Here is a 23,227-nt window from a genome sequence, read left to right on the forward strand (position 1 = left end):
CGTTACACCATTTGGTAGTATTTTAATTGCTTCCAAATCAATTGGTTATTGTGGAAAGATTCTGACGGAAATGTCGTGGTGAAAGCCGACCGACAAACACATAGTTAATCCGTTGCCGTTTATTGGCAACCTTTATTCTCCAAGGAGATACCTGTGGCGAACAGCAAGCAAGCACGCAAGCGCGCCCGCCAGGCCGAGACTCGTCGCGTCCTGAAAGCCAGCCAGCGCAGCATGGTCCGCACCTACATCAAGCGTGTGATCAAAGCGATCAGCACCGGCGATCATGGCAAAGCGATGGAAGAGTTCCGGGCAATGCAGCCGGTTGTCGACCGCATCGCTGATAAAGACGTTCTTTCTAAGAAGAAAGCTGCACGTCTGAAAAGCCGCTTGAACAAGCGCATTAAGGCTCTGGCGGCGTAAGCCGGCAGGCGCCATAAAAAAACCGGCTGCGGCCGGTTTTTTTGTGTCTATACGTCGCGTTGCCCGCGGCGACTTTGGGTCTCTTGTTTTAGTCGCTATGGATTGAGTGATGACCGCCAACACGCCACCGCAAGCAAATATGTCGCCCCCGCGCCGCGGGTTGATGCGCTCTGGGTTAGTGGTCAGTGCCATGACCATGTTGTCGCGTGTGATGGGGTTGGTGCGCGATGTGGTGGTTGCCACCTTCTTGGGGGCAGGCAACGGCTCGGATGCGTTCTTCGTTGCGTTTAAAATTCCTAATTTTCTGCGCCGTTTGTTTGCCGAAGGGGCGTTTAACCAAGCCTTTGTGCCGGTGCTTTCAGAGTACTCAACCCAGCGCAGTAAGCAGGAAATTCGCGAGCTACTGAATGCGGTAGCGGGCAGCCTGACGGCTATTTTGGCGCTAATAACAGCGTTGGCGATGCTGGGCGCCCCGTGGCTGGTGTGGGTATTTGCCCCCGGCTTCGGGCGCGACCCCGAAAAGCTGGCCATGACAGCCGACATGCTGCGCCTGACGTTTCCCTATTTGCTACTGATTTCGTTAACCGCTTTTTCGGGTAGCGTGCTGAATACCTGGAACCGCTTTGCGGTACCCGCGTTCACCCCCGTGCTGCTGAATATTTCGCTGATTGGCGCGGCGCTACTGCTAATGCCGTTAATGGAAGAGCCCGCCATGGCGCTGGCCTGGGGGGTGTTGATTGCGGGTGCTGCCCAGTTAGCGTTTCAGGTGCCGTTTTTGCTGCGCCTTGGGTTGCTGCCGACCCCGTGGCCAAATTTTGCCCACGAAGGCGTGAAGCGCATTCTGAAGCTGATGGCTCCCGCGCTGTTTGGCGTATCGGTATCGCAAATTAACTTACTGCTGGATACGGTGTTGGCCTCGTTGTTAACGGCGGGCAGCGTGTCTTGGCTGTACTATTCGGATAGGTTGGTCGAACTTCCGCTTGGGGTCTTCGGTGTGGCGATTGGCACAATTATTTTGCCTGCACTTTCCAAGCGTCATGCGGAGCAGTCCACCGAACACTTTTCAGCGATGCTAGACTGGGCCATTCGCGTTGTGCTGCTATTGGGGGTGCCTGCCGCGCTGGCACTGGCCGTGCTGGCAGAACCGTTTTTGATTACCTTGTTCCACTACGGGGCAATGACCGATACCGATATTCAAATGGCCGCCATGAGCCTACGCGCTTACGCCTTTGGATTGGTGGCGTTTATGCTGATCAAGGTGTTAGCACCGGGCTTCTTTGCTCGTCAGGATACTAAAACACCGGTCAAAGTGGGCATTATCGCCATGGTGGCTAACATGGTGTTCAACCTGCTGTTAATTTGGCCGCTTGCTCACGCAGGCTTGGCATTGGCGACTGCACTGTCGGCATTTTTAAATGCTGGGCTGCTGGGATATCTGCTCTATCGCCAGAAGGTGTTGATCTTTCAGCCGGGGTGGGGACGCTACGCAGTACAACTGGTGGGCGGTAGCGCGTTGATGAGTATTGCGCTTTATCTGGCTGCCCCCGACTGGCAGGAGTGGCTTGATTTTGAACTGTGGCAGCGCATTCGCTGGGTAGCAGGGTTAGTCGTGCTGGGTGGCGGGCTTTACTTTGCCTGGTTGACCGCGTTTGGCCTGCGGCTGCGTCACTTTAAGATGAATAGCTGATGCGCCAATAGGCAGCGTTAGGGTGATTAAAAAGGTGATGCCAGGGCGAAAGTAATCTTCCCCTGCACCTGATCAGCGCGTTCGTTATAATCAAACGCTTTTAAAAAAGGCTTTTAAAAAAGAGGTGCCATGCACGTCATTCGAGGTCTGCACAATCTGACAGCGGCTCATCGGGGCTGCGTTGCCACCATCGGTAATTTTGATGGTGTGCATCGCGGCCATCAGGCGATCCTGCAGCAGTGCCGTGAGCATGCGGCGCGCTTGAAGGTGCCGTTGACCGTGGTGGTGTTTGAGCCTCAGCCGCGGGAGTTTTTTGCTGGTGATCAAGCACCGCCGCGGCTTACCCGCCTGCGTGAAAAAGTTCGCTTGCTGCGTGATCATGGTGCCGAACAGGTGCTGTGCCTGCCTTTCAACGATGCCTTGCGCAGCCTGACCGGGCGCGAGTTTATCGATCAAGTGCTAATTAAGGGCTTGGGGGTGAAGCATCTGGTGGTGGGTGATGACTTCCGCTTTGGCTGCGACCGCCGTGGCGACTTCACCTTGCTTAAAACTGTCGGGCAGGTGGAAGGGTTTGGTGTAGAGCACACGCGCACCTTTAAAGTTGATGACGAGCGGGTATCCAGTTCACGCGTGCGTACCTTACTGGCCAGCGGTAACTTTGACGTGGCTGCACGCCTGCTGGGCAGGTCGTATTCGCTGCATGGCCGTGTGGTACGCGACCAGCAGCTAGGGCGCACTATTGGTGTGCCCACTGCTAACCTGCCGCTGTTGCCTCAGCCATTAACGCTGCGCGGCGTGTTTGCTGTGGTGGCCGAGCTGGCTAATGGTCAGCGTTATCCCGCCGTAGCGAATGTTGGCTTTCGGCCAACGGTGGGGTCTAAACGCCCCACGCTGGAAGTTCATCTGTTGGATTTCTCAGGCGACCTCTATGGTCAGCGGCTGACGGTTTACCCCTGCGCGCGTTTGCGTGGGGAAGTGAAGTTTGACGACTTTGATGCGCTAAAAACGCAAATTGAACACGATCAAGCCAGAGCGCGCCGCTACTTCGCAGCAGCGGGTGCTGGCTGCATGAATTCTCTTCCGCTGGCCTCGGCCCCGCTTGGGCGTGAGACCGCTTCTTCTGATTTCTCTTCGGCGGATAACGCCGCCGATGCTAACGACGGCTGACCGGACTATGGATTATAAGCACACGCTAAACTTGCCAGAAACCGACTTTCCTATGCGCGGCATGCTGCCGAAGCAGGAGCCAGGGCGCGTTTCTAAATGGCAGGATATGAACCTATACCAGCGCTTGCGCGATGCCCGCGCGGGTGCGCCGCTGTTTGTTCTGCACGATGGCCCTCCCTACGCCAACGGCAGCATCCATATTGGTCACGCTCTCAATAAAATCCTTAAAGACATTATTGTTAAGTCGAAGAATCTGGCGGGTTTTGATGCCCCTTACGTGCCAGGCTGGGATTGCCACGGTCTGCCTATTGAGCACAAGGTAGAAACCACCCACGGTAAACATTTGGCCGCGGGTAAAGCCCGCGAGCTTTGCCGTGAATATGCCGGTGCGCAGATCGAAACGCAGCTAGCTGACTTTGTTCGCCTGGGCATCATCGGTGACTGGGACCACCCATACCGCACGATGGATTACGCTAATGAAGCGGGCGAAATCCGTGCCTTGGCGGAAATGGTGGATGCGGGCTATGTGTTCAAAGGCCTAAAGCCGGTCAACTGGTGCTTTGATTGTGGCTCGGCCTTGGCTGAAGCGGAAGTTGAATATGCCGATAAGAAATCCGACGCCATCGACGTCGCTTTCCCGGTAGAAGATGCCGACAAGCTAGCGGCGGCCTTTGGTCTAAGCGAATTGCCCAAGCCTGCGGCGGTGGTGATCTGGACCACCACGCCTTGGACAATCCCCGCTAACCAGGCGTTGAACGTTCACCCTGAGTTTACCTATGCGCTCGTGGATACCGGCGAACGCCTGCTGCTGCTCGCAGAAGAGCTGGTGGAAAGCTGTTTAGAGCGTTTTGAGCTGACGGGCAGCGTAATCGCTACCGCGCAAGGTGCAGCGCTGGATCTAATCAATTTCCGTCATCCGTTCTATGACCGCCTCTCGCCGGTTTACCTCGCGGATTACGTTGAGTCCGAAGTGGGTAGCACGGGCATCGTTCACTCAGCGCCTTCTTACGGTATGGATGACTTTATCACCTGCCGTGAGCATGACATGAGCTTTGACGACATGCTTAACCCAGTGCAGGGGAACGGTGTTTACGCTGATGATCTGCCGTTCTTCGGCGGCCAGATGATCTGGAAAGCTAACCCGCATATCGTTGAGAAGCTGCGCGAGGTTAATGCGCTAATGGCGCACACGCCCATCAAGCACAGCTATATGCACTGCTGGCGCCATAAGTCCCCGGTGATTTATCGTGCCACTGCCCAGTGGTTTGTGGGCATGGATATTCAAGGTAAAGACGGTAAAACCCTGCGTGAGCGGGCGTTGGAAGGCATCGAAGCCACCGAATTTACCCCCGCGTGGGGCAAGGCGCGTTTGCATAGCATGATCGCTAATCGCCCGGACTGGTGTATCTCCCGCCAGCGTAACTGGGGCGTGCCGATTCCGTTCTTCTTGCATAAGCAAACGGGCGAGCTGCACCCCAAGACGGTTGAGTTGATGGGAGAGGCGGCTAAGCGTGTCGAGCAAGAGGGTATTGAAGCGTGGTTTAAACTCGACCCCGCTGAGCTACTCGGTGCCGAAGCTGCTGAGTACGACAAAGTCACCGATACATTGGATGTCTGGTTTGACTCCGGCTCCACGCATCGTCATGTGCTGCGTGGCTCGCACCCTCATGGTCATGAAAGTGGCCCGCGTGCTGATTTGTACCTGGAAGGCTCGGACCAGCACCGTGGCTGGTTCCATTCGTCGCTACTGACCGGATCGGCGATTGATGGTCATGCGCCATATCGTCAGCTACTAACCCATGGCTTTACCGTCGATTCACAGGGCCGTAAGCAGTCCAAATCGTTGGGGAATGTGGTCGCGCCGCAAAGTGTGATGGATAAGTTGGGCGCTGATATTTTACGCCTTTGGGTAGCGTCTACCGACTACTCCGGTGAAATGGCGGTGTCGGATGAAATCTTGAAGCGTACCGCCGATGTGTATCGTCGTATCCGCAACACTGCACGCTTTTTGCTTTCTAACTTGAACGGTTTTGATCCGGCTAACGATCAGGTGGCTTTTGGCGATATGCTGGCACTGGATCAGTGGGTGGTTGACCGTGCGGCACAGCTGCAGGGGCGTATCGAAAAAGCCTATGAAGAGTACCGTTTCCTGGATGTGTATCAGCAGGTACACGGTTTCTGCGCACGGGAATTAGGCGGCTTCTACCTGGATGTCATCAAGGATCGCCAGTACACCACCCAAACGGATTCACTCGCCCGCCGTAGCGCGCAAACCGCGCTTTATCATGTGGTTGAAGCGCTGAGCCGCTGGATTGCACCGATCCTGTCGTTTACCGCTGAGGAGATCTACGAGCATATTCCTGGCAAGCGTGGCGACAGCGTACTGCTGGAAACTTACTACACTGGGCTTGGCACCTTAGAGGATGGCGCTGAGCTGGGCCGTGCCTTCTGGGAGCAAGTGCTGGAAGTGAAGCATTCGGTGAACAAGTGCTTGGAAGACGCCCGTAATGCCAAAGTCATCAAGGGCAGCTTGGCGGCGGAAGTTACGCTTTACGTGAGCGATGAACTGAACGCTACGCTGTCTAAATTGGGCGACGAGCTGCGCTTCGTGATGCTCACCAGTGAAGTCCATCTAGCACCGCTAGTGGATGCCGCCAACGCAGAAAGCACCGAGCTTGAAGGCTTGAAAGTGGCGGTTAGCGGAAGCGAGCACCAGAAGTGCGAGCGCTGCTGGCACCATCGTGCTGATGTAGGCACTCATGCTGAGCATTCCGACCTGTGTGGTCGCTGTATCAGCAATCTTCCAGAAGGCAGCGGCGAGATTCGTTACTATGCCTAACACTGCGTCAACCACCAATGATCCACACCAGCGGCCGCCGATGCGGCGGCCGCTGCGCTGGCTGTGGCTAGCGGTGGCGATCATCGTGTTAGATTTGCTGACCAAATACACCGCCAGCCATTTGTTGAATTACGCCCAGCCCGTTGAGGTGCTGCCGTTTTTCAACCTAACGCTGCTGCACAATACTGGCGCTGCGTTCAGCTTTTTAGCGGACCATCCCGGCTGGCAGCGCTGGTTCTTTGCGCTGATTGCCATTGGTGCCAGCATTGGCTTAACCGTCTGGCTTTCCCGCGTTAAGGCCGATGAAAAGCTGCTGGCCGTGGCGTTGCCGCTGATTATTGGCGGTGCCCTGGGTAATCTGTATGACCGTTTAGTACATGGCTATGTGGTGGACTTTTTATCGTTCCATGCCGCTGGTTGGTACTATCCTGCCTTTAATGTGGCGGATATCGGCATTACGCTGGGAGCGGTGGGGTTAATTTGGGAGTCGATAATGGGTGATCGACGTCGTAAGAAAGCCGCGCTACAGCAGCGTGATTGAAAGCCATAGAGTGACGAGTGAGGAACCATGGACTACCTAATTGATGATGGTATGGAGATTACCCTGCACTTCACGCTGAAGCTGGAAGATGGCACGGTAGTCGATTCCACCAAAGAGAAAGCCCCGGCGACGTTCCAGTATGGCGACGGTAACTTGCCACCTGGTTTCGAACACCCGATTAAAGGGATGGCCGCAGGCCAGAGCGGGTCGTTTCAAATCACACCTGAGCACTCCTTTGGGCAGCATAACCCGCAAAATATTCAAACGCTGAAGCGCGCCGATTTCGGTGATGAAGCGCCAGAAATCGGCATGGTGATGTCATTTGCTGATAAAGCGGGAACGGAATTGCCTGGCGTGGTCAAAACCATAGATGGCGACCGTGTGGAAGTGGATTTTAATCATCCGCTAGCAGGTCGCACGTTGACGTTTGAAGTCGATGTGCTGAACGTAACGCCCATCACCAAACACTGATTTTAAGCACTCGTTTTCATTTAACCGGCGATGCAAGTTGCATCAAGGCGCTTTTATGCAGTCATCAGAGTCCTCTCAGCCAATACAGATCAAGCTGGCGAACCCGCGCGGTTTTTGTGCTGGCGTGGATCGCGCGATCGACATCGTCAACCGCGCGCTAGATGTCTTCGGTCCGCCCATTTACGTACGCCACGAGGTGGTACATAACCGCTTTGTGGTTGAAACATTGCGCGAACGTGGCGCGGTGTTCGTTGAAGAGCTGCATGAAGTGCCTGACGACGTGATCGTGATTTTCTCGGCTCACGGTGTCTCCCGTGCCGTGCAACAAGAGGCTGAGCAGCGTGGTCTCAAAGTCTTCGATGCGACCTGTCCATTGGTTACCAAAGTGCATTTGGAAGTGTTGCGTTATGCTAAGCGCGGCCAAGAGTGCATTTTGATTGGTCACGAAGGTCATCCGGAAGTCGAAGGCACCATGGGGCGTTACGACACTTCTCACGGTGGCCAGATTTACCTGGTCGAAGATGAGCAGGACGTGGCGAAGTTAGCCGTCAATGACCCGTCAGCGCTGGCGTTTGTGACTCAAACCACGCTCTCGATGGATGACACCGCTAAGGTGATTGATGCATTGCGGGAGAAGTTCCCAGAGATCCAGGGGCCACGCAAAGATGATATCTGTTATGCCACTCAAAACCGCCAGGATGCGGTGCGTGAGCTAGCGGCAGATAGCGACTTGGTGTTGGTCGTCGGCAGCCCCAATAGCTCCAACTCTAATCGCCTGCGCGAACTTTCCGAGCGGATGGGCACGCCTGCCTATTTAATCGATAATGCCGACCAAATTGCGCCAGCGTGGCTAGAAGGTGTTAGCCGTATTGGTGTCACCGCCGGGGCCAGTGCGCCAGAAGTGCTGGTGAAAGGTGTTATCGACAAGCTGCAAACGTTTGGCGCAGAGGTGCCTGTTGAGCTGCAGGGCCGCGAAGAAAATATTACCTTCTCTATGCCGAAAGAGCTGCGTGAGCAGGTGATTGTAAGCGACTGATGCAAAGCCTATCGGTTTGCGACATACTCAGCGTATGGGCCAACTGATACAGGAGCGCGTTCAGTGCCTTTGCCTTTTGCTAACCGTGCTGGGCGCCAGGAAGCTCGTCAGCACGGTTTTACGCTCATTGAAATGCTGATTGCCGTCGCTATCATTGGCATAGTGGCGGGCATTGCCTACCCCAGTTACACCCGCTATGTTGAGCGTTCGCTACGCACAGATGCCCATGCTGGCCTGTTGCAGGCCGCCGCCGAGCTTGAGCGCTGCTACTCCCGCCAATACGCTTATGCCGACTGCTCATTTACTCCCTCTTCTCCCGATGGTAATTACATGATTACGGCCGATGACGGCAGTGAGGACGATGGTGGGTTTTTACTGACGGCGGCAACATCTCAAACTGACGGTTGTAACAGCGATATTCAATTTAATGCGCGGGGCGAGCGCCTGCCTGAGGCGTGCTGGTAAATGGTTAGGCAAAGCGGCCTTTCGCTAATCGAGGCGCTTATCGCGCTGGTGATTTTAGCGTTTGGGCTGATAGGCGTTGCCGCGATGCAGGTGACAGCACTGCAAAGCGCTAGTGCAGGCTACACGCAGTCGCTAGCGAACGTCGCAGCGGTAGATGCCCAAGAGCGGATATGGGCAGCACTTTCCTCGTACCAAGACTGTGACACGATTCCGTTAGCCACCATTGAGTCCGCATGGCACAGCCATTGGTTTGCAGGTCAACAGGCGGCGCTTGGCTATGCCCAGGGGCAAGAGAGTCGTATTGAGCGCCAAGGCTGTCGGTTTGATGTGGTGGTGCGCTTGCGGACTGAGCCTAATGAGTCCGACGATATCTTCAACTACGTGTTCCAACTTCCCAACCAGCCGTAAAGGTGGGCCTGCCATGGATGTGCAGCGCGGTTTTACGTTAACAGAACTACTGGTCGCCATGGCCATTGGTATGGTGGTGATTCTAGGTGCTGGACAGCTTTTCTTAAGCACCTTTCATACGTTTAAGCAGGTGGATCAATTGGGGCGGAATCAGGAAGCGCTTCTTTACGCGGCGACATCGATTACCGACACCCTACGCAGGCACGGCGCTACCGACTCAAACGGAGCGCCTTTTTTTCGCTTGCAGTGCGTGGTAATTGAGTCTGGCTGTCGCTGCACGGTTCAGGATATGCAGGAGGCTCAGCCGCTGGTCACCTTTGATTATGACGCTGGCGCTAGCTGTGAGCGGGATGAACCGCTTGGAGCACCCGCCACCAATGGGGTTAGCGTGGTGTCACTGCCATTAGGTCGGCAAGGGGCCAATATCGATTTCCACGTTACCCATCGAGAGGCTGTTCTGCAGCCTACGTTTTCGGCTAGCCCATGAGATGTATGGAGTGTGAGCAAGGAGGCGATATGCAGCTTAGACCGCGAACGCAGGAGCAGGGCGCTGCGCTAGTTGTGGTGATGGCACTGTTAGCTAGCGCGTTGATTATTGGCGTTATCTGCGTTCAATCTGCGTTTGTGGATGAACGCTTAGCGAGTAATTACCGGGCGTCGACGTTAGCGCAAATGCGCGCTGAAATAGCCGCCTCGCAAGCAGTGGCTTCTTTTAGTGAATTGGAGTGGGGAAGCAACGTGCTCACCATCAATAGCGATCAAACTCTCCGCTGGGAAGATGTCGTAGCGCACCCATTAACCACGCTGCTGGGCGATGACTGCGAACACGATAGTTGCTTATTTACGCCCATTGAGCGTGACGGCCAACCTTGGGTAGTGGCGTTAGGTGCGGTTATTACTAATGCCAATACCGATAGTGAAACGTTACTGGCGCAGAGCCTACCTGTATTTATCAAAGTAGAGGAGAGTGAGGAAAGCCATCAGACACAGGCGACGGTAGTTTGGCATTAAGTGTACAATGACTTACCTTTTTTGACCTTTATCCAGCTGGATCCACACTATGAGTCAGACAGCCAAAACCCGCGTGCTGACCGGGATTACCACGACCGGAACGCCACATCTTGGTAACTATGTGGGGGCTATTAAGCCTGCCATTGAGGCAAGCCAAGACCCCAATGTACAGTCGTTTTACTTTCTTGCTGACTATCACGCGCTGATCAAATGCCAAGATCCGAAGCGTGTGCAAGAGTCGCGTCTGGAAATTGCCGCCACGTGGCTTGCGCTAGGGTTAGATACCGATAACGCCATTTTTTATCGTCAGTCGGATATCGCTGAAATTCCCGAATTAATGTGGATGCTGTCTTGTGTATGCGCCAAGGGGCTGATGAACCGCGCCCACGCATACAAAGCAGCGGTCGCTGAAAATGAAGAAGCCGGTGACCAAGACCCTGATAAAGGCGTCACCATGGGCTTGTTCGGTTACCCGGTGTTAATGGCCGCCGACATCTTAATGTTTAATGCCAATAAAGTGCCGGTAGGGCGCGACCAGATTCAGCACATTGAAATGGCGCGTGATATCGCTGGACGTTTCAACCACATGTTTAAAGGCCAGTATTTTGTTCAGCCTGAAGCCGTTGTGGATGAAAAAGGCGAAGTGTTGAAGGGCTTGGACGGTCGCAAAATGTCCAAAAGCTATAACAATACGATCCCGCTTTTCTCCAGCGAGAAAAAGCTGCAGAAGCTGGTGCGCAAAATCAAAACCAATTCACTGGAACCCGGTGAGCCCAAAGACCCAGACACCTGCACGCTGTTCCAGATATTCTCAGCGTTTGCCAGCAATGAGGAAGCCGCTGCACTACGCGAGCAGTACGTGGCAGGGATTGGCTGGGGCGACGCTAAGAACCAGGTGTTTGATTACTTGAATGCGCACTTAACCGCACCCCGCGAGCGTTACATCGCGCTCATGGAAGACCCAGCACATATTGAAGCGGTGCTGCAAAAAGGTGCTGATCGCGCTAGAGAAGAAGCCGCCGTCACCATGGATCGCTTACGTTCCGCGGTAGGCTTAGGGCGCTTTGTTTAATATTCTTTAAAAGCATATGCACTGCTGAATAAAGAATTTCCAGCGTTCTACAGCCAGCGTTAGGCTTCTCATTATTGTCCAACTCAGCCAAGCGCCTGTTTCTAACAGGCGCTTTTGGCGTTGTTAGAAGGTGAGCTATGTCGACGATTTCTGCAGTGGCACCTAGTCAGAACCGGGTGCCATTACTCTCAACGGCAGCCATCGTGCTGGGCGCGGTGATTATCGGTGTGGTGTTTGGCGCCAATATTGGTCTCTTAATGATTGTTGGCGGCTTGCTTGGGCTGGTGCTGTATCACGCGGCATTTGGCTTTACTGCTGCTTGGCGGGTATTTATCACCGAGCGGCGGGGCCGTGGTTTGCGTGCCCAAATGGTGATGCTGGCGATTGCAGTGGTGCTGTTTTTTCCGGCGTTAAGCGCCGGTTCACTGTTTGGCACCAGCGTGAGTGGTTTTGTTGCGCCGATTGGTATTTCGGTCGTGGTGGGGGCGTTTATCTTTGGTGTGGGCATGCAGTTAGGTGGCGGATGTGCGTCGGGCACGCTGTTTACTGCAGGTGGTGGTAATGCACGAATGTTAATTACGCTGCTGTTCTTCATTGTTGGGTCGGTGATTGGTTCAGCGCATTTTGCGTGGTGGCAGAGCTTGCCAGCGTTTCAGCCTGTGTCGCTGGTGAATGCAGCAGGTGCTGGCGGTGGTATTGCGATTAGCTTGGTGCTGTTTGCGACGATTGCTGCGTTTACTGTGATTATGGAAAAGCGTCGTCATGGTCACTTGGAGCAGGCACCGCTGGTCGATAAGCCTGGCAGTCAGCGCTGGTTAACGGGTCCGTGGCCGTTGATTACTGGCGCAGTGGCGCTAGCGCTACTCAATTTCGCAACGTTAGCCCTTGCTGGTCGCCCTTGGGGCATTACCTCTGCGTTCGCGCTGTGGGGTGCGAAAGGGTTTGAACTCGTTGGTGGCGATGTCAGTCAGTGGGGTTATTGGCAAGCGCCGGGTAATGCTGCGGCATTAGAGGCGAGTGTATGGAGTGATATCACGACGGTGATGAATGTTGGCATCATGCTGGGGGCGCTTGCCGCCGCGAGCCTAGCTGGGCGCTTTGCTCCCAACTTCCGCATCCCGTTTAAATCCCTATTAGCAGCTGTTATTGGTGGCGTCATGCTGGGGTATGGCGCACGGCTGGCATTTGGTTGCAATATTGGCGCTTACTTCAGCGGTATTGCCTCTGGCAGCTTGCATGGCTGGCTATGGATGGTTGCGGCGTTCGCCGGCAACATGGTGGGCGTTAAGCTGCGGCCGTTCTTTTTTAACGGTGTTGAAGGCCGCCAACCTGCTGCTAAAAGCTGCTAGTGGTTGATCAGTTTTAATGCTTTTTATGAACGCCTTGGTAGCTACCAAGGCGTTTTTTTATTGCCATTATTTATGTCCCTCCCACCTTTGTCGTACTAGCATGTTACATTATGCGAAACGCCGCCAACGCCCAGCGTTGCTGCATTGCAATAGCAATCGACATAAAAAGAGAGTGCCTATGTCTACGAAGAGTAAACGCCCCCTGTACATTCCTTACGCCGGTCCTTCTTTGCTTGAAATGCCGCTATTGAACAAAGGCAGCGCGTTTACTCAAGAGGAGCGGCTAGCGTTTAACTTGATTGGTTTATTGCCGCAAAAAGTGGAGACCATTGACGAGCAGTTGTCGAGAGCATATCGCCAGTATCAACAGTGTCATAGTGATTTAGAGAAGCATATTCATCTGCGTGCCATCCAAGACGACAATGAAACGCTGTACTTTCGCTTGGTCTCTCAGCATCTAGAAGAGATGCTACCGATTATTTATACCCCTACGGTTGGGCAGGCATGTCAGGAGTTCTCTAATATTTATCGCAATCACCGGGGGCTGTTCATCAGCTATCCGGATCGCGAGCATATGGACGATATCCTGCGCAGTGCCACCAAGGATAACGTTAAGGTGATTGTTGTCACCGATGGTGAGCGGATTCTAGGGCTGGGTGATCAGGGGATTGGTGGGATGGGCATTCCCATTGGTAAGCTGGCACTTTATACCGCTTGTGGTGGTATTAGCCCCGCCTATACGTTGCCGATTATGATTGATGTGGGCACTAACAATCAGGCATTGCTGGACGACCCTATGTATATGGGCTGGCGTCATGAGCGGGTTAGCCAGGAAGAGTACGATGCGTTTATGGGGGAATTTATTGCCGCTGTAAAACGTCGCTGGCCGAACGTTCTGCTGCAGTTCGAAGACTTTGCCCAGGCCAATGCGGTACCGCTTTTAGAGCGCTACCGTGACGATTTATGCTGCTTTAATGACGATGTGCAAGGTACCGCATCAGTGGTAGTGGGCACCTTAATGGCGGCGTGCCAGGCCCGCGATGAAACGATTGCCCAGCAGCGCGTAGTGTTTGTTGGTGGCGGTTCGGCAGGCTGTGGTATTGCTGAGCAGGTGGTCGTGGCCATGCAGGCAGAGGGGCTGACTGAAAGCGAAGCACGGGCGCGAATATTTATTGTTGATCGAGATGGATTGATGACCACTGATCAGCCTTGGCAGCGGGATTTCCAGCGCCGTTTGGCCCACGATTCGGAGCTGGTGGCTAACTGGAATGGTCAGGGGCTTGAAGAAACCATTGCCCAAATGAAACCAACGATATTGATTGGTGTGTGCGGCAAGCGCGGTATTTTCACCGAACAAGTGGTGCGTACCATGCACGCGGGCTGCGAACATCCGGTGATTATGCCGCTGTCGAACCCTACTTCTCAGGCAGAAGCGGTACCCGAAGATGTGATTCGCTGGACCGACGGCCAAGCGCTAGTCGCGACTGGCAGCCCTTTTGCACCGGTGGTGTATAACGGCCGCACCTATCCAATTGCCCAATGTAACAATGCCTATATCTTCCCCGGTATTGGCTTAGGTGTGATTGCCGCGAATGCTAATCGCGTGACTGATGAAATGTTGATGAGCGCCTCTCGGGCGCTGGCGCGCGAAGCGCCGCTGGTTAAGGAGGGCAAGGGCGCACTGCTACCGCCGTTGTCGCGGATTCGTGATATTAGTAAATCGATTGCCTTTGAAGTCGCAGCCCAGGCCCAGCAAAACGGCGTGGCGCTTAAAACAAGCGGCACCGAATTACGTGAGCGTATCGAGAGAGCGTGCTGGTCGCCCGAGTATCGTGCTTATCGCCGCAGGGCCTTCTAAGCTTAATAGCGAGAAGCCAAACAGCAAAACCAGGGCGCAAAAAAAAGCCCCCACCATGGTGGGGGCTATGCAAGCATTGGTAGGTTTTGCCTTTAAGCTGCGCCGATCATTTTGCGCAACACGTAGTGAAGGATACCACCGTGGCGGTAGTAAGCCAGCTCATTGACGGTATCAATTCGGCACTTGGCATCAACGGTGCGTTCCCCATCGTCATTTTTGATGACAATTTTTACGCTGCCCCCTGGGCTTAAATCGCTTAAGCCAGCAATTGATATTTCTTCATCACCGGTCAAACCAAGCGTTGCACGGCTTTCACCTTCAGGGAACTGCAGCGGTACCACGCCCATTCCAATTAGGTTTGAGCGGTGAATACGTTCATAGGACTCGGCGATAACCGCGCGCACACCTAATAAGCGGGTGCCTTTTGCTGCCCAGTCCCGTGAAGAGCCGGTGCCATACTCTTTACCAGCAATCACCACTAGGGGAGTGCCTTCCTCCTTATATTTCATGGCAGCATCGTAAATCGCCATTTGCTCGCCGCTGGGAACGTGGCGGGTTTCACCACCAACAACCCCGTCCAGAATTTCATTTTTAATGCGCACGTTGGCAAAGGTGCCACGCATCATTACTTGATGGTTACCTCGACGTGAGCCGTAGGAGTTGAAGTCGACGGGCTTAACGCTATGCTCTTGCAGATAACGACCCGCAGGGCTATCGGGTTTGATAGAGCCGGCCGGGGAGATATGGTCGGTGGTCACCGAGTCGCCTAGCAGGGCTAACACTCGGGCGTTTTCAACATCTTCAATGGCGTCCGGCTCACGCTCCATGCCTTCGAAAAACGGCGGGTGCTGAATGTAGGTCGATTCAGGCCACTGGTAAACTTTGCTTTCAGGAACGTTGATCGCTTTCCAGGTATCGTCGCCTTCAAATACCGCACCATACTCTTTGCGGAACATCTCGGTGTTGACCTGTTCAACGGCAGTGGCGATATCTGCTTGAGAAGGCCAGATGTCTTTGAGATAAACCGGGTTGCCGTCATTGTCCTGGCCAAGCGGGTCGGTCGTTAAGTTGCACTGTACGTTACCGGCTAACGCATAGGCGACCACCAAGGGCGGTGAGGCGAGCCAGTTTGTTTTGACTAGCGGGTGCACACGGCCTTCAAAGTTACGGTTGCCTGAAAGCACCGATGCCACGGCAAGGTCGCCGCTGTTGATCGCTTTTTCGATCTCATCGGGCAGCGGGCCGGAGTTGCCGATACACGTCGTACAGCCATAACCCACTAAGTTAAAGCCCAGTGCATTCAGGTCATCGCTTAAGTTCGCGGCTGCTAAGTAATCGGTCACCACTTTGGAGCCGGGGGCAAGCGAGGTCTTAACCCAAGGTTTCGTGGTAAGCCCCTTTTGGAGTGCATTACGTGCCAGCAGCCCGGCTGCCATCATGACGCTGGGGTTGGAGGTATTGGTACATGAGGTGATAGCGGCAATTACCACGGCACCTGGATCGAGGCTGAAATCCTTATCGTTAAGTTTAACGGTTTGGCTGGTGTCATGTTTAAAGCTGCGTTCAACCCCTACCGCAGTTTGACCGCCTTCCGAGGAGAATTCCCCGTTTGCGGTTGTGTCCGCGCTGGCGTCCTCTTGCATGAACTTGTCAAAGGCGGCGGCCATGTCTTTCAGTGCCACACGGTCTTGGGGGCGTTTCGGGCCAGCAAGACTCGCTTCTACCTCGTCCATGTTGAGGCTGAGGGAGTCGGTAAAGATCGGCTCATCGCCAGGTTCGCGCCATAAGCCCTGCGCCTTGCTATAGGCCTCTACCAACGCAATTTGGTCATCTTCACGGCCGGTAAGGCGCATGTAGTTAAGCGTTTCGTCGTCTACAGGGAAAAAGCCACAGGTCGCGCCATACTCTGGTGCCATATTGGCAATAGTGGCACGGTCGGCCAACGGCAAATCTTTAAGGCCATCACCGTAGAATTCAACAAACTTACCTACCACGCCTTTTTTGCGCAGCATTTCAGTCACGGTAAGCACCAGATCGGTGGCGGTAATGCCTTCGCGCAGTTTGCCGTTCAGCTTGAAGCCAACGACTTCTGGAATCAGCATCGAGACCGGCTGGCCAAGCATGGCGGCTTCCGCTTCGATACCGCCGACGCCCCAGCCAAGTACGCCCAGGCCGTTGATCATAGTGGTATGGGAGTCGGTGCCGACTAAGGTGTCCGGGTAGGCAAACGTCTGGCCATCCTGCTCTTTTGTCCACACTGCGCGACCCAGGTACTCGAGGTTAACCTGGTGGCAAATGCCGGTGCCGGGGGGGACAACGCTAAAGTTGTCGAACGCTTGCTGGCCCCAGCGCAGAAACTCGTAGCGCTCACGGTTGCGCTGCATTTCGATATCGACGTTTTCTTGAAACGCGGCAGCATTGCCGAACTTGTCGACCATCACCGAGTGGTCAATAACCAGATCAACAGGGGAAAGCGGGTTAATGCGGGCGGGATCTTCGCCGAGCTTCTCAACGGCAGCGCGCATAGAGGCAAGGTCTACAACCCCTGGCACGCCGGTGAAATCTTGCATGAGGACGCGGGCAGGGCGGTAGCCTATTTCACGGCTTGATTTGCCCTCTTTTTGCCAGTCCACTAGCGCCTGAATGTCCTCTTGATCAACACTTTCGTCATCGCCAAAGCGCAGCTGGTTTTCGAGCAGAATTTTGAGCGTTTTGGGTAGCCGGTCAATGTTGCCGAGCGCGTCGGCGGCTTTTGGCAGGCTATAGTAATGATACTGCTGGTTGCCTACTTCTAGCGTGGTGAGCGTATCGGGTATCTTGCCCATTGGTCTCTCCTATGATTGCTTGGCCTTAAGCGAATTGCTGATCACAATTTGCTGATCGCAATGCTTAGGCGCGACGGTCACTGCTTTGCTTTAATGTGGCTTATCCCCAGTATGGCTTATCTTATTAATAGCACATGGGTGTTTCACCCCCGGCTTTCAAGGCGTCTTCGCCTAATCGCGAAGGCTAACCCTTGTAATTGCTTGTACTTGACGCCATTTCAGGCAGACTCTCTTGCAAACGATATCTGCTCAATTGTGACAAAGGTGGTGTCATGGAAACGCGTCATGAACGTTTAATTATTCTTGGTTCCGGCCCTGCCGGGTATACGGCAGCGGTTTACGCAGCCCGTGCTAACTTAAAACCGCTGCTGATTACCGGCCTGCAGGCAGGTGGCCAATTGACCACCACAACCGATGTCGATAACTGGCCCGGCGACGCACAAGGTGTTCAGGGGCCAGAGTTGATGGAGCGCATGAAGCAGCACGCTGAGCGTTTTAATACGGAAGTGTTGTTCGACCATATCAATGAGGTCAGCTTAGGTGAGAAGCCGTATACCTTAAAAGGGGACAGCGGCATTTACACCTGTGATGCGCTGATTATTGCCACCGGTGCCAGCGCACGCTATCTGGGCTTGCCAACCGAGCAGCAATTTATGGGGCAAGGGGTGTCTGCTTGCGCTACCTGCGATGGCTTCTTTTATCGCAATCAAGAAGTGATTGTGGTGGGGGGCGGCAACACCGCTGTTGAGGAAGCGCTGTACCTTTCAAATATCGCCTCTAAGGTTACTTTGGTGCACCGTCGCGACACGCTGCGCGCCGAGAAAATCCTCCAGGACAAGCTGTTTGAGAAAGTTGAAGCAGGAAAAATTGCCCTTGAGTGGTTCTACGAAGTGGACGAGGTGTTGGGCGATAACAGCGGTGTGACGGGCGTGCGCGTTAAGTCGACTAAAGATGGTTCTACCAAAGAGATTCACGCGCCCGGCTTGTTCATCGCTATCGGTCATAGCCCTAATACGGGGATTTTTGAGGGCCAGCTGGACATGAATGGCGGCTATATCAAGGTGACATCAGGCCTTGAAGGCAATGCTACCGCTACCAGCGTGCCAGGCGTCTTTGCCTGTGGTGATGTGATGGATCATATTTATCGTCAGGCGATTACCTCTGCAGGCAGTGGTTGCATGGCAGCGCTAGATGCTGAGCGCTATCTGGATGGCATCGCCTGAGTTAGCCGTGGTTAAACGCCTGTCGCGATCAACAATCGGCGGGCGTTTCATCGATGCGCAGGCGCCCCAGTCGGCTGAGCACGAGCACTTTTCCTGGAGCGCTTGCCGCACATATATAAAAACGGCCATTGAAGCCGTTTGCGTGGCCAAGCGTGCTATAGCTCACACGCCGCCTGTTACGATTATAAGTGACGGTAGTTGCCTGCTCCTTAGGAAAGACACGAACGACATCGCTGCTGGTTATTTGATTTATCGCGTCCCCCTTGATGACCAGTAGCGCATTACTCCAGTCGCTGGTGCAGCTGTTTCTTTGCTGATTGGTTGGGCAAACCGTGGTCGTTTTACGCTGCGTGATGGCTGTGTTGCGAGCCAGCGAAAAGGCAGACTGCAATCTGTTAATATCGGCGGTAACGGCTGTGCTTCGGCCAAGTGCTTGAAAATTTGGCACTCCCCAGGCGGCTAAGGCTGAAATAAGCAGAAGAGCAATAATAAGTTCGATCAGGGTAAAGCCTTGGATACGCGTGTGTGGAACGCCGTTATTGTTAGCTGGCATGATGGCTCCAGGCGTGTGTTTTTTCTACAGCCTACCTCGCGGTGATCGTTTTTTATGTAAGCCAAAGCGGACAAACGTTGTGAGCAATTTCTTAATTATTGGCGGTGGCGTGATCGGTATGATGACGGCACTGCAGCTAGCAGATGCTGGCCAGCAAGTTACTTTAGTGGAGCGCGGCATTTGCGGGCAGGAGTCTTCTTGGGCAGGTGGCGGCATTGTCTCGCCGCTTTACCCATGGCGGTATGCGCCGCCCATCTCGCAACTTTCGCGCTGGTCAGAGGGCGTGTATCCCACGTTGTCGCTACGCTTGTTGGAAGAAACCGGCATTGATCCTGAATATCGCCAAAAAGGGCTGCTCTATCTCAACGTTGATGATGCGGACACTGCGCTTGGCTGGGCGAGAGGCTTAGCCAAGCCGCTGGAGCGTGTTAGCGCTGAGTTTGTGCGTCAGAAGGAGCCCATGGTGGCAGCAGCGCAGGAGAGTGCGTTGTGGATGCCGACACTTGGCAGTGTACGCAACCCACGCCTTGGGCAGGCGCTGCGCGCTCGGCTGCTGGCAATGCCGAACGTTGTGCTGAATGAAGGCTGTGAGGTAAATAGTTTTATAACGCATGACCAACAGGTGTTGGGCGTTGCGACCGCGCAAGGGGAGCTGCGCGCTGAAAAGGTGGTGGTATGTGGTGGCGCCTGGACAGCCAAGCTGTTAGAAAGCTTAACGATTCGCCTGCCGGTACGCCCCGTAAAAGGCCAAATGATTGCTTATCAAGCGCCGCCAGGATTGGTGCAGCGCGTGGTATTGAAAGATGGTCGCTATATTATCCCGCGTAGTGATGGGTTGCTGTTGGTAGGCTCAACCTTAGAAGAAGCGGGTTTTGATAAAACGACCGATAGTGAAGCACTGGCGTCACTCAAACAGACCGCTGAAAGTATTGTGCCTGGGTTGTCAGATCACCCGGTTGCTTATCATTGGGCAGGGTTGCGCCCTGGCTCCCCGGACGGCATTCCATTTATTGGGGCGCTGCCAGGATGGTCCGGTGTTTATGTCAATGCGGGCCACTACCGCAATGGGTTAGTGCTTGCACCTGCGTCTACCCACGTATTGGTTGATCAGCTATTAGGGCGTGAGCCACTTATCGACCCAGCACCCTTTCAGCCGACGGTAGATCGATTAATCACGGATTTGGCATAGCTGATGGCTGACGTTGTCTATCGGTAGCGGTTTTAATCGCGGTTCTGCTTATCTTGTTGCTCTTGCAAAAAACGATCCCGATGAGCGCTTGAGCAAAACCACTGTTCGCTATCGCGTAGGGCTTCTTCTTCCGGAACATGGACATCGCACCAGCGGCAGCGCACCATTTGTCCGCCTTCATGGCGTTCGGGTTCACTCTGTTGGTGGGAAAGTTTGCGCTCTCGGTAGAGACCATAAAGTTTCAGGCCCACATAGAACAGCACGGCAAAAATAATCAGCCGAATGATCAAAAGGTTCATCCTCTATGACTCCCATGGTGGGATGTAATAATAGCTAGAGTAACATGAGCGCCGGCTAACCTTTGCCAGTTGGCAGCCCTTGCGGGACAATGTACGTAGGTGAGCGGCAACGTGTTCTAAAGATTCTCAAGAGATTTTAACGCCCATGCAAGACTTAACGCTGGTAATGGCCCAACTCGACCCTTTAGTGGGAGATATTCCCGGCAATGCTGCACGCGCCATTGAAGCGGTGCGCGAAGCGAGGATCGAGCATGGGGCGGATATTGTTGTCTTCCCAGAGCTTTTCTTGTCCGGTTATCCACCGGAAGATCTGCTACTTCGCCCCTCGATGGAAGCTCGCTTGCGTGAAGCGCGGGCGAAGATGGCAGAAAAAATCGCCCGCGATGTGCTGGTGATTATTGGCTATCCGGGCGTTCGTGAAGGGAAGCGGTATAACCTGGCGGGTGTGCTGTATAACGGCCAATGGGAAGCGGAGTATGCCAAGCAGGCACTGCCGAACTATCAGGTGTTTGATGAGCAGCGCTACTTTACGCCGGGCACCAAACCGCTGGTTTACGAGCACAAAGGCGCCAAGCTAGGGCTGCTGATTTGTGAAGACCTTTGGGAAGGTACGCCTGTTAATGCTGCCCGCGAAGCCGGCGCAGAAGTACTGATCAGCTTAAACGCCTCGCCCTATCATCAGGATAAGCCCAGCGAGCGCTTGCGCCTGTTAGAGCAGCGTGCCCAGGATGTAAACCGCCCGATTGTGTATGTGAACACGATCGGCGGGCAGGATGAGCTGGTTTTTGACGGTGGTTCTAGCTGTGTAGACGCCCAAGGCGAACTTAAAGTGCTGGCGCCTTCTTGGCAAGCAGGCTTAATGCCCGTTCAACTGCTGCAAACGAGCGCTGATACGTGGGAACCCCAAGTGGGTGAAATTGAGCCAGAAGTTGAGCCTGAAGAGAGCCTTTACTGTGCGCTGGTGACAGGGCTGCGCGACTACGTCAACAAAAGTGGTTTTAAAGGCGTTGTTCTGGGGCTTTCCGGTGGTATCGATTCCGCACTTTCCTTAGCGATCGCCGTCGATGCGTTGGGTCCTCAGCGTGTACAAGCAGTGATGATGCCTTATCACTATACGGCGGATATCTCGAAGCAGGACGCTGCCGAACAGGCGGACATGCTGGGCGTTCATTATGACGTAATGCCTATCGAGCCGATGGTCGAAGCGTTTATGGGCACGCTAGCAGAAAGTTTCGCGGGCACCGAGCGGGATACCACTGAAGAGAACCTGCAGTCGCGCTGTCGCGGCGTTCTGCTGATGGCGATCTCCAATAAGAAAGGCCTGATGGTGCTTACGACCGGCAATAAAAGCGAAATGGCCGTGGGTTACGCCACGCTTTATGGCGACATGGTGGGTGGCTATAACGCCATCAAAGACGTCTACAAAACCTGGGTGTATCGTTTGGCCCGCTGGCGCAATACCCAGTCGCCCGCTATTCCAGAGCGAGTGATTGAGCGCCCGCCCAGTGCGGAGCTAGCTCCCGACCAGCAGGACAGTGACTCGTTGCCTGATTACGACGTCCTAGACGCCATTTTGGTGAGCTACATTGAAGGCGATATGAGTGCTGAGGCAATTATCGCCGCTGGGTTTGATGAAGAGGATGTTTATAAAGTAGTGAAGCTTGTTGATCGCTGTGAATATAAACGCCGCCAAGCCCCGGTCGGAGTGCGGGTGACGCCCAGAGGGTTTGGGCGCGACCGGCGCTACCCGATTGTTAATGGCTGGCAGCCTGGCGATTAAGCATCAAAAACGCCCTAAATCGTGCTTCTGCATGATTTAGGGCGGTGTACACCTGGCTAATCCATCCTATTCGGCCATTGGACCAGACGTTATTTTACAGGCGCTTATTCATAAGTGCTTATTTACAGGTGCTTAGGCTTGAAACGGCCATTGCTAAGCTGCTCATGGTTTGGCGCATTTTCGCGCAGCACGGTAAGCACTTCGTTGGCGCGATCGTCCATGCCAAGTCCTTGATAGCCTTCTACCATGGTTGCCAGCGCGTCACGCGTTGCGTCGGACTCCGGATAGTTTTCAATCACCCAGCGACCTCGTTCAACGGCGGCCAGGAAGGCACCGCGGCGCAAGTAGTAATCGGCCACGTGCAGTTCATGGCGTGCCAGCAACTCACGTAGATACACAATGCGTTGCTGGGCATCCGCTGCATATTCGCTTTGGGGGAAACGCTGAATTAATTCGCGGAAGTCATTGTAAGCATCCCGTGAAGCACCCAAGTCACGCTTAGAAATATCAATCAGGCGCAAGCGTTCAAGGCTAAATCGCCCTGCCTGCCAAGCGGAAAGGCCGCGCAGGTAGTAGGCGTAATCCACTTGAGGGTGATCAGGGTGCAAGCGAATAAAGCGGCTGGCAGCGGCGCGTGCCTCTTCCCAATTGCTGTTTTCGTAGTAAGCGTAAATTAGCTCAAGCTGAGCTTGTTCGGCATGGGGGCCAAATGGGTAGCGGGTATCAAGCGCTTCCAGTCGCTCAATGGCAATTGGGAAACGGTTGCTATCCAGCGCTGTGCGGGCAAGTTCATAGAGTTCACGTTCTTGCACACCTGAGAATTCATCCTCTTCTTCAGGTGTGGTGTCGTTACTGGCACAGCCTGCCAAAAGGGCAAGGCTTAAGGCTAGAACGCCAAAGCGGTTGGCAGCGGAAAAAGCGCGCATCATCATCCTCGTTGCAAACAAGCCTCAATCACCGAAAAGCGACGATGGCCATAAGTAGAAATGGTAGAATAGGTCGCAGTTCGCCCACTATAAATCACCTAGACGCAA

Annotated in this window: 21 protein-coding genes; 17 read left to right on the forward strand and 4 right to left on the reverse strand. The window is 54.3% G+C overall.

Annotated elements, in window-relative coordinates:
- Positions 1–153: 153 nt before the first annotated feature.
- The 14 genes from rpsT to INT19_RS11395 all read left to right on the forward strand — a co-directional run bounded on the left by rpsT (position 154) and on the right by INT19_RS11395 (position 14,324).
- Positions 154–420 (forward strand): 30S ribosomal protein S20, encoded by a 267-nt coding sequence (gene rpsT, locus INT19_RS11330; RefSeq protein WP_009722795.1) that lies wholly within the window; start codon positions 154–156, stop codon positions 418–420.
- Between the two features lie 109 nt (positions 421–529).
- Positions 530–2,107 (forward strand): murein biosynthesis integral membrane protein MurJ, encoded by a 1,578-nt coding sequence (gene murJ / locus INT19_RS11335; protein WP_089040746.1) that lies wholly within the window; start codon positions 530–532, stop codon positions 2,105–2,107.
- A 129-nt stretch (positions 2,108–2,236) separates the two neighbouring features.
- Positions 2,237–3,274 (forward strand): bifunctional riboflavin kinase/FAD synthetase, encoded by a 1,038-nt coding sequence (gene ribF, locus INT19_RS11340; RefSeq protein WP_120386314.1) that lies wholly within the window; start codon positions 2,237–2,239, stop codon positions 3,272–3,274.
- 7 nt (positions 3,275–3,281) lie between these two features.
- Entirely contained in the window at positions 3,282–6,113 is a 2,832-nt protein-coding gene (ileS, locus tag INT19_RS11345; protein WP_193060806.1) for an isoleucine--tRNA ligase, read from the forward strand.
- Entirely contained in the window at positions 6,106–6,654 is a 549-nt protein-coding gene (gene lspA, locus INT19_RS11350; protein WP_089040749.1) for a signal peptidase II, read from the forward strand. Before ileS ends, lspA begins: the two co-directional genes overlap by 8 nt.
- A gap of 27 nt (positions 6,655–6,681) precedes the next feature.
- Entirely contained in the window at positions 6,682–7,125 is a 444-nt protein-coding gene (gene fkpB, locus INT19_RS11355; RefSeq protein WP_038478384.1) for an FKBP-type peptidyl-prolyl cis-trans isomerase, read from the forward strand.
- Positions 7,126–7,180: 55 nt separating this feature from the next.
- Positions 7,181–8,161 (forward strand): 4-hydroxy-3-methylbut-2-enyl diphosphate reductase, encoded by a 981-nt coding sequence (gene ispH, locus INT19_RS11360; RefSeq protein ID WP_038478382.1) that lies wholly within the window; start codon positions 7,181–7,183, stop codon positions 8,159–8,161.
- 63 nt (positions 8,162–8,224) lie between these two features.
- On the forward strand, positions 8,225–8,626 hold the full coding sequence (locus INT19_RS11365; RefSeq protein WP_193060807.1) for a type IV pilin protein: 402 nt from the start codon (positions 8,225–8,227) through the stop codon (positions 8,624–8,626).
- Complete coding sequence (locus INT19_RS11370) at positions 8,627–9,034, forward strand: type IV pilus modification PilV family protein (protein WP_193060808.1); 408 nt, start codon at positions 8,627–8,629, stop codon at positions 9,032–9,034. It begins immediately after the preceding gene.
- A 13-nt stretch (positions 9,035–9,047) separates the two neighbouring features.
- Complete coding sequence (locus INT19_RS11375; RefSeq protein ID WP_193060809.1) at positions 9,048–9,521, forward strand: PilW family protein; 474 nt, start codon at positions 9,048–9,050, stop codon at positions 9,519–9,521.
- 29 nt (positions 9,522–9,550) lie between these two features.
- Positions 9,551–10,045 (forward strand): pilus assembly PilX family protein, encoded by a 495-nt coding sequence (locus INT19_RS11380; protein ID WP_226912668.1) that lies wholly within the window; start codon positions 9,551–9,553, stop codon positions 10,043–10,045.
- 49 nt (positions 10,046–10,094) lie between these two features.
- The gene (locus tag INT19_RS11385; RefSeq protein ID WP_193060811.1) at positions 10,095–11,117 is read left to right on the forward strand and encodes a tryptophan--tRNA ligase; all 1,023 of its coding nucleotides are present in this window, start codon (positions 10,095–10,097) and stop codon (positions 11,115–11,117) included.
- 137 nt (positions 11,118–11,254) lie between these two features.
- Positions 11,255–12,466 carry a YeeE/YedE family protein gene (locus tag INT19_RS11390; protein ID WP_193060812.1) on the forward strand — a complete coding sequence of 404 codons (1,212 nt, stop codon included), beginning with the start codon at positions 11,255–11,257 and terminating at the stop codon, positions 12,464–12,466.
- Positions 12,467–12,644: 178 nt separating this feature from the next.
- Positions 12,645–14,324 carry an NAD-dependent malic enzyme gene (locus tag INT19_RS11395; RefSeq protein WP_226912669.1) on the forward strand — a complete coding sequence of 560 codons (1,680 nt, stop codon included), beginning with the start codon at positions 12,645–12,647 and terminating at the stop codon, positions 14,322–14,324.
- A gap of 92 nt (positions 14,325–14,416) precedes the next feature.
- Here INT19_RS11395 and acnA read toward each other — a convergent pair whose 3' ends face one another.
- A complete protein-coding gene (gene acnA, locus INT19_RS11400; protein WP_193060814.1) occupies positions 14,417–17,149 on the reverse strand; it encodes an aconitate hydratase AcnA in 2,733 nt (910 codons plus the stop codon).
- 272 nt (positions 17,150–17,421) lie between these two features.
- On the opposite strand from acnA, the gene trxB reads away from it, so the two are divergent.
- Positions 17,422–18,372 (forward strand): thioredoxin-disulfide reductase, encoded by a 951-nt coding sequence (gene trxB, locus INT19_RS11405; protein WP_193060815.1) that lies wholly within the window; start codon positions 17,422–17,424, stop codon positions 18,370–18,372.
- Between the two features lie 28 nt (positions 18,373–18,400).
- Here the strand turns inward: trxB and INT19_RS11410 are convergent, their stop codons facing one another.
- Positions 18,401–18,925: a GspH/FimT family protein gene (locus INT19_RS11410; RefSeq protein ID WP_193060816.1), complete on the reverse strand. Its 525-nt coding sequence runs from the start codon at positions 18,923–18,925 to the stop codon at positions 18,401–18,403.
- 79 nt (positions 18,926–19,004) lie between these two features.
- Here INT19_RS11410 and thiO point away from each other — a divergent pair, with 79 nt between their 5' ends.
- Positions 19,005–20,114, forward strand: coding sequence for a glycine oxidase ThiO (thiO, locus tag INT19_RS11415; protein WP_193060817.1), 1,110 nt, complete (start codon positions 19,005–19,007; stop codon positions 20,112–20,114).
- Positions 20,115–20,146: 32 nt separating this feature from the next.
- Here thiO and INT19_RS11420 read toward each other — a convergent pair whose 3' ends face one another.
- Positions 20,147–20,413, reverse strand: coding sequence for a PP0621 family protein (locus INT19_RS11420; protein ID WP_038478351.1), 267 nt, complete (start codon positions 20,411–20,413; stop codon positions 20,147–20,149).
- Positions 20,414–20,558: 145 nt separating this feature from the next.
- Between INT19_RS11420 and INT19_RS11425 the strand changes: the two genes are divergently transcribed.
- Positions 20,559–22,193 (forward strand): NAD+ synthase, encoded by a 1,635-nt coding sequence (locus INT19_RS11425; RefSeq protein WP_095603762.1) that lies wholly within the window; start codon positions 20,559–20,561, stop codon positions 22,191–22,193.
- Positions 22,194–22,315: 122 nt separating this feature from the next.
- Here INT19_RS11425 and INT19_RS11430 read toward each other — a convergent pair whose 3' ends face one another.
- A complete protein-coding gene (locus INT19_RS11430) occupies positions 22,316–23,119 on the reverse strand; it encodes an outer membrane protein assembly factor BamD (RefSeq protein ID WP_193060818.1) in 804 nt (267 codons plus the stop codon).
- Between the last annotated feature and the right edge of the window lie 108 nt (positions 23,120–23,227).

This window comes from Halomonas sp. 3A7M (assembly GCF_014897875.1).
In the GTDB taxonomy this organism is placed as follows: Bacteria; Pseudomonadota; Gammaproteobacteria; order Pseudomonadales; family Halomonadaceae; genus Vreelandella.